An 11,894-nucleotide genomic window follows, 5' to 3' on the forward strand; every position below is an offset into this window, starting at 1 on the left:
GCAACAACAACGTCCCCACCAAGCCCGACATACCGCTTCACCGTGTCAGGCGTTCCCCCAACACGAGACTCCCCGGCATTCGTCTCCCGCAACACGCTGACCTGCATGGCGCGGCTCACGAGGTCACGACGAGGAGAAGGAGCAGCACCACCAGCACGCCGCCGACCAGAGCCGGCCGGCCGGTGTCGGAAGCAAAGCCGATGGCGGTGGTGACGAGAAGGGCGAGCACGCCGAGCGAGGACAGGCCCCAATGGCCGTTCACGCCGCCAATGGCCAGCGAGATCATGAGGCCGACGAGCGCCAGCGTGCTGACCAGCGTGAGCTTGACGAAGAACTTGTAGGTGCCCTGGTGCGCGGCATAGTCGTTGCCGGTGGCGGTGGCGTATTCGGGCGTACCGTGGTCAGCCATGACCCCCTCCCAATGGATTATAAGGCAGTCCTCCGCTTTAGCGGAGAACGCCGACCCCGGCAACGCCGCCTGCCTTTGCTTTCAGGCAAGACCCACCCGACCGAGCGCGGCGCCTTGCCGCGTGGTCACTTTCTCCACCGAAAAGTCCCGGCTGGCGGCCTCGAACAGCGCATGGAAATTGAGTTCCGCCGCCAGATGCAGGAACACCCCGCCGAGCCCGATGGCCGCACGGTCCATGAAGACGAATTCGCGCGGGATGGTGAGTGGACCGAGCCGCTTGAGGGACTGGTGCACCTGGAAGGCCTCGCGCCGTCCATAGGCGCCCGGCGCCACGCCGTCGGCGACGCTGCGCACGCGGTCGTCGAGCAGCGGGCCATAGATGAAGCGCGCCCAGATATCGAGGACCTCGATCACCTCCCGCTTCAGTCCGCGGAAGCCCCAGGTTTCATAGGCATGAACGATGCGGGCCGCGTCGCCGTCACGCAGACCGCGATAGAGGTCCATCACGCCGCCGACGAAGCGTGGCGGGAAAATGCGGATGCAGCCATAGTCGAGCAGGTTGATGCCACCCGCCTCCGGGGCGCCTTCGCCCGGCACCTCGAATACGGTGTAGTTGCCCAGATGCGGGTCGCCGTGGATCACGCCATACTGCACGAACGGCACCCACCACGCCGCGAACATCGCTTCCGCGATGCGATTGCGGATGGCGAGCGGGGCGCCTCGATAGTCGAGCAGGCGTCGCCCTTCCAGCCAGTCCAGTATCAGCAGGCGGCCCGTAGAAAGCTCCGCCCACACCTTCGGAACCCGCACTGCGTCGATATCCGCAAGGATATGGCTGTAGAGCGCGGCATGTCTGGCCTCGCGACGGTAATCAAGCTCCTCGCGGATGCGCGCGCCGATTTCCCCGGCCATCTCGCTGGTGTCGATGGCCGGATCCATGCGCCGATGCAGGGCGAAGACGAGATCGAGCTGGGAGAGATCCGCTTCGACCGCCGACTGCATGTCCGGATATTGCAGCTTGCAGGCGAGCGGCGAGCCATCCAGCGCCGTCGCGCGGTGCACCTGGCCGAGCGAGGCAGCCGCGGCCGGAGCATGGTGGAAATCGCGGAAACGGTTGCGCCAGTCGGGTCCGAGTTCGGCCATCATCCGCCGCTTGACGAAGGGCCAACCCATCGGCGGCGCCTCGCTCTGCAGCTTCGCAAGCTCGGCGGCATATTCCGGCGGCAGCGCCTCGGGAATGGTCGCCATCATCTGCGCGACCTTCATGATCGGCCCCTTCAGGCCGCCGAGGGCCGCGGCCAACGCCGCAGCATTGCCGCCGCGCTGGCCTTCCATGCCGAACAGCCTCGTGCCCGCGATCCGGGCGGCCACCCCTCCGACACGGGTGCCGACCCTCGCATAGCGGGCGGCCCGGGCGGTGAGACGGTTCCCCTCGCGGTCATCCGGTGCGGAGGTGGCGGGAGCGTTGTCGGTCGGGCCGGAATCGTCGGACGGGCTCAAGGGCAGGCTCCTTTGCTCCCTGAGCTGTGCGTGCGGAGCCGGTGTTTCAACCGGCCGCAGTCGAGAAAACGATCACGGCACCGTTCCCTCGCGCGTGAAGCGCTGCATCAGGAGCAGAGCGAAGATCGACAGCGGGGTGAGGAAATCGGTGTAGAGAATCGGTCCGGCATTGCCGGCGGCCATGTTGCCGGTACCTGCGATCTGGATGAGATGGCCGAGGCCCGCTCCCCCGAGAAAGCCCAGCGCCACCACCCCGATCGCCAGTCGGAAGCCGCGGGAGCGTAGGAACGCTCCGATCATCCCGCCGAGCCCGATGCCGAGATTGGCCATACCCACCTCGAACTGGAACGGGCTGGCAGCCCAGCCGATGGCGGCAGCGGATTGCTCGGCGAAGAATACGTGGCCGACGAAGCCCCACAGCCCCATGATGCCGACCGGCAGAAGCAGGATGTAGCGCAGCAGTTGCTCGATCGCGAAACCGGTGCGAATCGGGCGCCCCATCCGCCAGACGGCGCTGCCGGCCGCAACGATCGCCGCCAGCCACATGAGAATCGGAAACCAGAAGACCATCGGGCGAAACTCCCCTGCCCGTTTCGGCCATGCCCATCATCGCGGCGCGAAATGGGAACGCAAGGACGGAAGCGTCCCATCCGGTTTGGCCGGGACGCCATGCGGGGCCTCAAGCGCCCTGAGCGATGCGGTCCAGCGCGGCGACGACCTGGTCGCGATGCTCGGTCAGCGCCTTGTAGGCGAGCTGATCGGGATCCAGCGAGAGGATCTGGTCACGCAGCCCCGCGGCCAGCGACGTGCCGTCGGGGTGGCGGCGGAACGCGGTGAAGGGATCCACATGCACGCGGATGTTGAAAAGGATGTCGCCCGTTTCGGGCAGCCGGCGCAGGCCCTGCCGCTCGACCCGCACGAAGGCCTGCGGCGCCACGTCGTCCGCCCCACCGAACCAGTCGCGCGGACGCTCCTTGGATTCGGGATGGTGCAGTTCGTTGTCGGGGTAGATCGACCAGTTGATGCGCCAGACCGGCTGGTCGACCTTCAGGTTCTCGAAGATGCGGTTCATCACCCGCGCCATCTTGCTCGGATAGCCGGGCACGGCGGCGTGGATGCCGTCGAGCGACTTGCCGAACTTCTCCGCCAGCGACCAGGCGGACGGAAAGCACAGCGCCGCGGCGGTAAGGCGATAACCCTCCGGGCCCGGAGTCATGAGGATGAGGTCGTCGGAAACGAGGCGCGCCGCGGTCATCAGCGGCGGCTCGTCGGTGTCGAGCCGCACGCTGCGGCCGGCCGGCACGATCACGATGGCATCGCCCTCGCGCCGCCAGATCTCCGGCGACGTCTGCGTCAGATAGGCGACCACGAGATCGAGCGTCTCGCGCTGGGCGGGCCGACTCGTCGCCTCCTCGCGGAACACCACGTCGCGCTTGTCCGCCAGCAGCCGCTCGCGCTCGGCGAGCGTCGGCACGAGCCGCGGGTCGGGCTCGAACCATTCCGCCAGATCGAGCGGGGCCAGCGCGATCGAAAACGGCTTGCGCGATCCGTCATAAGGCGTGTGGCGCAGCAGTTCAGAATCGAGCCCGGCGGACGATGCGGGCACGGGCGCTTCGGCAAGAACGGACATGGCGACGGCAACCGGCGGAAGAGGACAGGGAAAGTGAACGTATCACTCTTGTCCGCCAGCCGACGCATATCGGGCAAGCCCAAAATTGGAGCAGCCCTGCGCAAGGCACGCACCCCGGCCCACGGCCGAAACCCCGCGCAGGGTTTTCTCCCTCAGTCTTCCATTTCTTCCAGCTCGGCGATCATCCGCTCGATCAGGTTGAGCCCGGTCTGCCAGAAGGCCGGGTCGCGCGCATCGAGGCCGAAGGGGGCCAGCAGCTCGGAATGGTGCTTCGTGCCGCCCGCCGCCAGCATGGCGAGATAGCGCTCGGCGAAACCGTCCGAGGCGTTCTCATAAACCGCATAGAGCGAATTCACGAGGCAGTCGCCGAAGGCATAGGCATAGACATAGAAGGGCGAGTGGATGAAGTGGCCGATATAGACCCAGTAACTCTCATAGCCGGGCCCGAGGTCGATGCCTTCGCCGAGGCTTTCGGCCTGCACGTCCTTCCAGATGGTGCAGATCCGCTCGGCGGTCAGCTCGCCCTGCTTGCGTTCGGTGTGGATGCGACGCTCGAAGGTGTAGAAAGCGATCTGGCGCACCACCGTGTTGATCATGTCCTCGACCTTCGAGGCGAGCATCGCCCGCCGCGCGGCACGGTCCGGCGCGGCCGCGAGCAGGCGGCGGAAGGTCAGCATCTCGCCGAACACCGAAGCTGTCTCGGCCAGCGTCAGCGGGGTCGGCGCCATCAGCGCGCCATTCGGGGCCGCCAGCACCTGGTGCACGCCGTGACCCAGTTCATGGGCGAGCGTCATCACGTCGCGCGGCTTGCCCATGTAGTTCAGCAGCACATAGGGATGCGCCGAAGGCACCGTCGGGTGGGCGAAGGCGCCCGGTGCCTTGCCGGGGCGCACGCCGGCATCGATCCAGCTGCGGTCGAAGAAGGTGCGGGCGATGTCGGCCATGCGCGGCGAGAAGGTGGAATAGGCGCCCAGCACGGTGTCGCGCGCCTCGTCCCAGCCGATGGTACGGGTCTCGACCCTGGGCAGCGGGGCGTTGCGGTCCCAATAGGCCAGCTTCTCCTTGCCGAACCACTTCGCCTTCAGCTTGTAGTAGCGGTGCGCGAGGCGCGGATAGGCGGCGTGAACGGCCGAGACCAGCGCATCCACCACCTCGCGCTCCACCCGGTTGGCGAGATGGCGGGAATCCGCGATGTCCTGGAAGCCGCGCCAGCGGTCCGAGATGTCCTTGTCCTTGGCCAGCGTGTTGGTGACGAGGGTGAAAAGCCGCAGGTTCTCGCCGAACACCTTGGCCAGCGCCTCGGCCGCTGCCTTGCGCTTCCCCTCCTCCGGCTCGGCGAGGTAGTTCAACGTCTGCTCCAGCGGCAGACTCTTGCCGTCGATGTCGAAGCGCAGGCCTGCGATGGTCTCGTCGAACAGCCGGTTCCAGGCACCACGGCCGGTGATGCCCTTTTCGTGGAAGAGCTGCTCGATCTTGTCGTCGAGCTGATAGGGCTTCTCCGCCCGCACATCCTCGATCCACGGGCGATAATGGGCGAACGCCGGGTCGGCGAGCGCCGCATCCATCTTCGCATCGTCCAGCCGGTTCAGCTCCAGAGTGAAGAACAGGAGGTGGGTCGAGGCGTCGGTCAGCTTCTCCTGCAGGTCGCCATAGAACTTGGCGCGTACAGGGTCGGTGGTGTCGCCGGCATAGACGAGGCCGGCATAGGAATAGAGCCGGCCGAGCAGATCCTCGATCCCCTCATAGCGTTTCAGGATCGCAGCCATGCGGGCGCCCGCGTCGGGAGCGTCCAGCACCTCGGCGAGCCTGCCTTTGTGGTCGGCCTCGAACACCAGACACTCGGATTCGGCGCGGGCGAGATCGGCCGTCAGCTCCGGTGATTCGAGACCGGGATAGAGATCTGTGAGATCCCATTGCGGCAGCGCACCGAGCGCGGCAGCAGCTCCCCCGGGGGCGGCGGAGGCGGCGAGGGTGGCACGCAAGGCGGGCAGAAAACGGTCGAGGCTGCGCAAGACGGATCACTCCGGTGAAGACATTCGTGTCAGTGATATCGTGCGCCGGCATGCGCAATCAATGCGCCGCATGATCGACGGACGGTCGTGCCGGACACGCGCCGGCGTCTCATGCCCGGCCGCGAGCCCGCGATGCCACGACGTCCACCGCGAAGCCGACGAGATAATCGTTTAGCGCGCGCGAGGCTGCCTGTGCCGCTTCGATATCCCGCGCCGCGACACCGGCGAGCAGGGCCCTGTGCAGCGCCTTGCCCCGCGCGACCTCGCAAGCCGGCTCGCGCAGATGCATCACCCAAAAACGGCGGGACAGCGCCTGCAGCGGGGTCATCACGGCGTCGAGATAGGGATTGTGCGCGGCGTCGATGATGAGCCGGTGGGTGCGCCGCACCGTGTCGACATAGGCCGGCAGGGCGAAATCACCGTCGAGCTCGGCCGCCAGCGCGGCGATGGCGGCGTTCTCCCCGGTGCTCGCCCTCTCGCAGGCCAGCGCCACGGCGAGCGCCTCCGTCGCGCGGCGCACCTCCAACCCGCTGAGCTGGTCCTCCACCGACATCGCCGGCACCTCGATGCCCCGGCTCGGATGGATGCGCAGCATGTGGGCGAGCGCAAGCTGCTGGATCGCCTCGCGCACCGGGGTCCGGCCCAGGCCGAGCCGCTCCATCAGCCCGCGCTCCGACACCATGGTGCCGGGCTTCAGTTCGCCGGTCTCGATGAGCTCCTGCAGGACCATCACCGCCTGGTCGCTCTGGCTGATCATCGGCGCGCCTCCCGTTGCTTCTGCGCTCATAGCGCAGGGCGATGCGGCACACAATGTGCGAAATGCGCTTGCTATATGACCAATATATTGGTGGTGTGCCGTGCGGCCCACTCCGGAGAACGATCGTGAAATATGCGCCTGCCACAGATGCCTGTCCCCTGCCCTTCTCGCCCTTCAAGAGCTGCACCGTGCCGCGCCCGATCGGCTGGCTTTCCAGCGTGAGCCTGGCGGGCGTGGAGAACATCGCACCCTATAGCCAGTGGCAGAACCTCACCTTCGACCCGCCCATGGTGATGTTCTCGGCGAATCACTATCCGGACGGCCGCCGCAAGGACACGGTGCTGAATGCCGAGGAAACCGGCTGGTTCGTGTGGAACATGGCGACGTGGGACCTGCGCGAGGCGGTGAACATCAGCGCCATGGCACTGCCGCCGGAGGAAAACGAGTTCGACCGCCTGAACGTCACCAAGGTCTATGCCGAGAACGCCGCGATCCCCATGGTCGCGGAAAGCCCGGTGAAGTTCGAGTGCCGCTATCTGAGCACGCACCGGCTGAAGGGCAATTCGCCGGTCGGCAGCATCGACATCGTGTTCGCGCAGGTCGAACTCATCCATATCGACGACCGCGTCATCCGGGCGGACGGGCGGCTCGATATAGAGACCATCCGGCCGATCGCGCGGATGGGCTATTTCGACTATGCGGTCATCGACCGCGTGTTCGAAATGCGCGTGCCCGGCTCGGACAGCGACGCTCAGGCAGGGCTCGAAGGCCGCGCCGGCACGCGCTGAGGTCCCCCACGGCCAGTGCGCAAAATCCCGCCCTTACGTGGAAACCGTTCGGCCCATGCATCCGTTGTGCTCACACGGGCGGATCGGATCGCGGCCGGTGCGGCGAACGGAGTGGCGGATGAGCGGGAAGCGCAGCGTGGTGAGACAGTCGGTGGACCTTGTAGCGGTCGGTGGACTGCTCGTGGTTCTGGCCGGCTGGCGACGCCGGTACGGCCATATCGCCATTTCCGCACAGGGGACTGCGCTGGACGCGCACCATCCCGGGCTCGCGGCGTCGTCCCCCGTCGAGATTCCGGCGCGAGGCTGGTGGAGCATCCTCAAGCGCGTCTTCAGCGAATTTGCCGGCGACCGGGTGCTGAGTCTCGCGGCGGGTGTCACCTTCTATGCGCTGCTGGCGGTCTTCCCTGCGCTCGGCGCCTTCATCGCGCTCTACGGCCTGTTCTTCGATCCGTTGCAGGTGCAGCAGCAGCTCGACGCCGCGGCGTGGATCCTGCCGTCCGGCATGATCGAGGTGCTGCGCGACCAGGCGATGCGCGTCACCTCCCACGGCACGCAGGCGCTCGGCATCGGCTTTGCCATCGGCCTCGTCACCGCCTTGTGGAGCGCCAATGCCGGCACGAAATCGCTGATCGAAGCTCTCAATATCGCCTATGACGAAGACGAGAGCCGCTCTTTCCTGATGCTTACTTTGCTGTCCTTGGCGCTTACCGTCGCCGGCATCCTCATCGGCATCGCGGCGTTGGCGGCCGTTGTCGCCCTGCCGGTGGCGCTCTCCTTCCTGCATCTCGACCAGAACACCGAATGGCTGCTGCGCCTGCTGCGCTGGCCGGCACTCGCCGTGCTGGTGATGGCGCTGATCGCAGCGCTGTATCGCTATGGCCCCTGCCGGGCGCATCCCCGCTGGCGCTGGGTCGGCGCCGGTGCTGTCGCTGCCGCCGTGTTGTGGCTCGGCGTTTCCGCAGGCTTCTCCTGGTACGTCTCGCACTTCGCCTCCTACAACGAAACCTATGGCTCGCTCGGCGCGGTGATCGGCTTCATGACTTGGATCTGGCTGTCGGTGACGGTGATCCTGCTGGGTGCCGAACTGAACGTGGAGATCGAGCGACAGACCGCGCGCGACACCACGACCGGCCATCCCCGCCCCCTCGGCACGCGGGGCGCCTATGGAGCCGACACCGTGGCGGCCGAGTAGGCGGAATCGACCGACATTCGCAGGTGTACGCTGCGGCGCCCGTCTGCCGCAGCGCGCAGCACCGATTGCAGGCGGGCGGGCCATGTGGCAAGCGACAGCAGGGGCCGACGCGGATCGGCCCAGCTGTATCGCGTGCCCGATCATCATGCCCCGCCCCGCCGCTGCACCTCATCCGACCATGCCTGCCCATGCCCGCTACCTTCTGGTGCGGCCGCGGGGTGGCATGAATGATTGCCTCGTGCAGATCCATCGCTGCCGGCGCTATGCGGCGGCCCATGACCGGATCGTGCTGCTGGACCTCTCGCGCGGGGCCATGCGGGTGCCCTTCGATACCTTGTTCCGCGTGCTGCCGGAGGCAAGCTGCCGGCTGGAAACCGCGGACGACGCCCTGCTGGCGGCGCTCGACACGCCCGGCGCGGTGCGACCCGCGAGCCTTTGCAGCCAGCTTGCCGGCTTCGAGCCTTCCTGGTGCACGAAGCATGAAAACTACGTCGACGAGGCCGGGGCGCCCGTTACGTTCGACATGACGCGTGACCATCCCGAACGCTGCCTTGTTCATGAACAATGTGGCGGTGGGCTCATCGGCGCGCGCGGGCTCGAGGGTCTCGCGCTGGCGCCGGACATAGCCGGCGAAGTCGTCGAGCGTCTCGCCCGCCTCGGTGCCGTCTATGACGCGCTGCATGTGCGCCATTCCGATTACCGCACCGACTTCCAGCAGCTTTTCGCCCGTGCGCGACCGATGTTCGCCGGACAGCGGCTGCTGCTGTGCACCGACAGCGCGGAGGTGCAGCAGGTCGCGCGGCGATTCTTCCCGCCACAGGTCGATCTCATCACCAATATGGACGTGCCAGAATCGGACGAGCCGCTGCATTACCGCCCGGCCACCGACATCAGGGCCGCAGCCATCGACCAGTTCTGCGATCTGATCGCCATGGCGCGCGCTCGCCGCTACCTGTTCACCACGCTCGACACTGTGGCGATCATTTCTGGCTTTTCCGCTCTGGTGGAAGGTCTGCGCGCTGCGCCTGCGATCCCCGAACGCCTGCTGTCGCTGGCTCCGAACCATGCGCTGCTCGGGGCAACCCACCCCATGCCGCGCAGGCAGCTGCCCTTATCACGCCGGCTCGCCCGCATCGCGGCCCTGATGGCCGAGCCCATCTGGAACCGCCGCGCCCGTCGCCGTCGCCGCAGGGTGCGCCGCGCGGTGCTGCGGGCCGGGTGACAGCCGGAACAAACGGCAGGCGCGGCGCACACCCTCAAAGCGAGGATTCAGCACCACCGCACGCTTCGTCGCGCGGACGCCGCAAGAGCGTAACATCTTGATGAATAAGAACCGGAATGGTGGGCGCGACAGGGATTGAACCTGTGACCCCTACGATGTCAACGTAGTGCTCTCCCGCTGAGCTACGCGCCCATTCCGTTCGCCGGAGTGCGGCTCCTATAGCGGAGCCCTAACCGCGGCGCAAGGCGACTTGCGCATCGTGCGGAAGATCGGAGCCCCTCCTGTGGAGAATTCCGACCCCTCCCCCTCCGGCCCGGGCGACAACGGGCCGCGGCGGATCATGCCGCCAGCATCTTGCCGACCTCGTTCACCAGATCACGCAGGTGGAAAGGCTTGGACAGCACCTTGGCATCTTTCGGCGTCTGATTGTCGGCATTGAGCGCGACCGCCGCGAAGCCGGTGATGAACATCACCTTGATGTCCGGATCGAGATCGGTGGCACGGCGCGCCAGCTCGATGCCATCCATTTCCGGCATGACGATATCGGTCAGCAGCAGGTCGAAAGGCTCCTCGCGCATGCGCTGATAGGCGGAGCGGCCATTGTCGAACGCGACCACATCATAGCCGGCCGTGTTCAACGCCTTCTCCAGAAAGCGACGCATGTCGCCATCATCCTCGGCCAGAAGGATCTTCGTCATCCCCATCACCTAACTCCCGAAACGCAGCCGGCAGGCACAACCCCATTCATGGAAGGGTCGTAGCACGAGAAGGTTACCGAACCCTCCGCATCGGAACGAGCCCTTGCGCGGGGGGGGGCGGCCCGATTCGCCATCGACAGCCCCCCGCTCGCCCGGCCATGATGGCGCGATGCGGCCGGCAGGATGCACGGCGGCTTTTGCAGGCTTGCCTCTCGCCCTTGCCGGATTGCCGGGCTAGATAAGCGTCGCCGGACCTTGCCGACGACCAGAGAACAGGACGAAGACGGACCGATGATTCCCGTCATAGCGGAAACGATCGACCCCGCCTTCGAGCTGGTGGAGCCCGGCGCCTTCAAGGCCCCCGTGCTGATCAACTCGCCTCATTCAGGCCTCGTCTATCCGCGTGCCTTCGTCGAGCAGGCCCGGCTCGACATGGCGACGCTGCGCCGCTCCGAGGATGCCTATGTCGACCTGCTGTTCCGCAGCGCGACCGAGGAAGGCCTCCCTTTCATGCGAGCCCATTTTCCCCGGTGCTTTCTCGACCTCAACCGCGAGCCCTATGAACTGGACCCGCGCATGTTCGAGGGGCGTCTCCCGGCCTACGCCAATACGCGCTCGATGCGCGTCTCGGGAGGGCTCGGCACCATCGCGCGAATCGTCGGCGAGGCGCAGGAGATCTACGCCGCCCGGATCCCCGTCGCCGAGGCGATCGAGCGCATCGAGCTCTATTACAAGCCCTATCACCGCACGCTGCGGCGCATGATGGTCGAGATGCAGCGCAACTTCGGCGCGGCGGTGCTGGTGGACTGCCACTCCATGCCTTCCAGCAATGGTCGCGACCAGCGCGTCGCCGCCGACATCGTGCTGGGCGACCGCTACGGCACGAGTTGCTCGTCGCTCGTCACCGAAACGCTCGAACTCGAGCTCGGCCGGCGCGGCTATGCGGTGATACGGAACAAGCCCTATGCAGGCGGCTTCATCACCGAGCATTACGGCAATCCATCCTCGGGCATGCATGCGGTGCAGATCGAGATCAACCGCGCACTCTATATGAATGAGCGAACCTACACCCGCTCGGACCGTTTCGAGCGGGTTCGCGCCGACATGATGGCTGCGATCCGCGCTGTCGCGGCACTCGATCCCGGCTCTCTCAACCCCATGCGCACCGCGGCAGAATGAGCAAAAGACAGGGCGTTGAGCAGAAACGCGCGCAAAAAGCGTTCACTCGAAAAATATTATCGCGCGATGTGAAAAGGCGTTTTGAGAGCCTTGCAATTCGGGAATGAGAGATATACGAATTCTGCACGTTCGGTGTCGCCGGACCTTCCCCTCACATTCGCTGAGGAATAACCGCCACAATAACGGCGGACAGGACAGGCTGACACCGGCACGGCCCTTCTTGAGGCGCCAGCTGTCGCAGAGAACATGCCGGACCGTTCATCGGACACCGGCAGGACAGGACGAGGGGTGCTGAAAAGAAAAGGGGCCGCTCACGCGAACGGAGCGGCCCAAGTCTAGGGAGGAAACGCCCAAGGAGGGCAGTACGGAGCGACGCCAATCGCTCGGTACAGGCGTTAAGATGTCGGAGCATTGCGGAATAATCAAGGCATCCGGCGCCGCTATCGGCGTGAACGGTCCCGCTTCGGCACCCACTGTGGCTGAAATGTCGCGAAAATCTCCATGAAA

11 protein-coding genes and 1 tRNA gene are annotated in these 11,894 nt (G+C 66.3%); 4 read left to right on the top strand and 8 right to left on the bottom strand.

Features of this window, described 5'->3' with window-relative positions; translation table 11 throughout:
- Window positions 1-115: 115 nt before the first annotated feature.
- The 6 genes from MWN34_RS15835 to MWN34_RS15860 all read right to left on the bottom strand — a co-directional run bounded on the left by MWN34_RS15835 (window position 116) and on the right by MWN34_RS15860 (window position 6,308).
- Window positions 116-409 (bottom strand): aa3-type cytochrome c oxidase subunit IV, encoded by a 294-nt coding sequence (locus MWN34_RS15835; RefSeq protein WP_247030287.1) that lies wholly within the window; start codon window positions 407-409, stop codon window positions 116-118.
- Between the two features lie 81 nt (window positions 410-490).
- The gene (locus tag MWN34_RS15840; protein ID WP_247030288.1) at window positions 491-1,909 is read right to left on the bottom strand and encodes an ABC1 kinase family protein; all 1,419 of its coding nucleotides are present in this window, start codon (window positions 1,907-1,909) and stop codon (window positions 491-493) included.
- Between the two features lie 72 nt (window positions 1,910-1,981).
- The gene (locus MWN34_RS15845) at window positions 1,982-2,479 is read right to left on the bottom strand and encodes a DUF6790 family protein (RefSeq protein ID WP_247030289.1); all 498 of its coding nucleotides are present in this window, start codon (window positions 2,477-2,479) and stop codon (window positions 1,982-1,984) included.
- Window positions 2,480-2,588: 109 nt separating this feature from the next.
- Window positions 2,589-3,539 carry a heme-dependent oxidative N-demethylase family protein gene (locus tag MWN34_RS15850; protein WP_247030290.1) on the bottom strand — a complete coding sequence of 317 codons (951 nt, stop codon included), beginning with the start codon at window positions 3,537-3,539 and terminating at the stop codon, window positions 2,589-2,591.
- Window positions 3,540-3,691: 152 nt separating this feature from the next.
- On the bottom strand, window positions 3,692-5,551 hold the full coding sequence (locus MWN34_RS15855; protein ID WP_425532130.1) for a M3 family oligoendopeptidase: 1,860 nt from the start codon (window positions 5,549-5,551) through the stop codon (window positions 3,692-3,694).
- 109 nt (window positions 5,552-5,660) lie between these two features.
- A complete protein-coding gene (locus tag MWN34_RS15860; protein ID WP_247030291.1) occupies window positions 5,661-6,308 on the bottom strand; it encodes a GntR family transcriptional regulator in 648 nt (215 codons plus the stop codon).
- A 125-nt stretch (window positions 6,309-6,433) separates the two neighbouring features.
- Between MWN34_RS15860 and MWN34_RS15865 the strand changes: the two genes are divergently transcribed.
- The 3 genes from MWN34_RS15865 (at window position 6,434) to MWN34_RS15875 (ending at window position 9,510) form a co-directional block, all read left to right on the top strand.
- Window positions 6,434-7,096 carry a flavin reductase family protein gene (locus MWN34_RS15865; RefSeq protein WP_247030292.1) on the top strand — a complete coding sequence of 221 codons (663 nt, stop codon included), beginning with the start codon at window positions 6,434-6,436 and terminating at the stop codon, window positions 7,094-7,096.
- 118 nt (window positions 7,097-7,214) lie between these two features.
- On the top strand, window positions 7,215-8,288 hold the full coding sequence (locus MWN34_RS15870; RefSeq protein ID WP_247030293.1) for a YihY/virulence factor BrkB family protein: 1,074 nt from the start codon (window positions 7,215-7,217) through the stop codon (window positions 8,286-8,288).
- Between the two features lie 178 nt (window positions 8,289-8,466).
- Window positions 8,467-9,510, top strand: coding sequence for a hypothetical protein (locus tag MWN34_RS15875; RefSeq protein WP_247030294.1), 1,044 nt, complete (start codon window positions 8,467-8,469; stop codon window positions 9,508-9,510).
- Window positions 9,511-9,627: 117 nt separating this feature from the next.
- Here the strand turns inward: MWN34_RS15875 and MWN34_RS15880 are convergent.
- Together MWN34_RS15880 and cpdR are read right to left on the bottom strand one after the other, a co-directional pair.
- Window positions 9,628-9,702 (bottom strand) — tRNA-Val (locus MWN34_RS15880).
- A 146-nt stretch (window positions 9,703-9,848) separates the two neighbouring features.
- Entirely contained in the window at window positions 9,849-10,208 is a 360-nt protein-coding gene (gene cpdR, locus MWN34_RS15885; RefSeq protein ID WP_247030295.1) for a cell cycle two-component system response regulator CpdR, read from the bottom strand.
- Between the two features lie 291 nt (window positions 10,209-10,499).
- On the opposite strand from cpdR, the gene MWN34_RS15890 reads away from it, so the two are divergent.
- Complete coding sequence (locus MWN34_RS15890) at window positions 10,500-11,387, top strand: N-formylglutamate amidohydrolase (RefSeq protein WP_247030296.1); 888 nt, start codon at window positions 10,500-10,502, stop codon at window positions 11,385-11,387.
- Window positions 11,388-11,894: the final 507 nt, after the last annotated feature.

Source organism: Ancylobacter crimeensis, from assembly GCF_023016805.1.
Taxonomy (GTDB): Bacteria; Pseudomonadota; Alphaproteobacteria; order Rhizobiales; family Xanthobacteraceae; genus Ancylobacter; species Ancylobacter crimeensis.

Coding starts and splice junctions, on each gene's coding strand:
- MWN34_RS15890 (WP_247030296.1), top strand. CDS start 10,500: ATGATTCCCGTCATAGCGGAAACGATCGACCCCGCCTTCGAGCTGGTG.
- MWN34_RS15845 (WP_247030289.1), bottom strand. CDS start 2,479: ATGGTCTTCTGGTTTCCGATTCTCATGTGGCTGGCGGCGATCGTTGCG.
- cpdR (WP_247030295.1), bottom strand. CDS start 10,208: ATGACGAAGATCCTTCTGGCCGAGGATGATGGCGACATGCGTCGCTTT.
- MWN34_RS15870 (WP_247030293.1), top strand. CDS start 7,215: ATGAGCGGGAAGCGCAGCGTGGTGAGACAGTCGGTGGACCTTGTAGCG.
- MWN34_RS15835 (WP_247030287.1), bottom strand. CDS start 409: ATGGCTGACCACGGTACGCCCGAATACGCCACCGCCACCGGCAACGAC.
- MWN34_RS15875 (WP_247030294.1), top strand. CDS start 8,467: ATGCCTGCCCATGCCCGCTACCTTCTGGTGCGGCCGCGGGGTGGCATG.
- MWN34_RS15860 (WP_247030291.1), bottom strand. CDS start 6,308: ATGATCAGCCAGAGCGACCAGGCGGTGATGGTCCTGCAGGAGCTCATC.
- MWN34_RS15850 (WP_247030290.1), bottom strand. CDS start 3,539: ATGTCCGTTCTTGCCGAAGCGCCCGTGCCCGCATCGTCCGCCGGGCTC.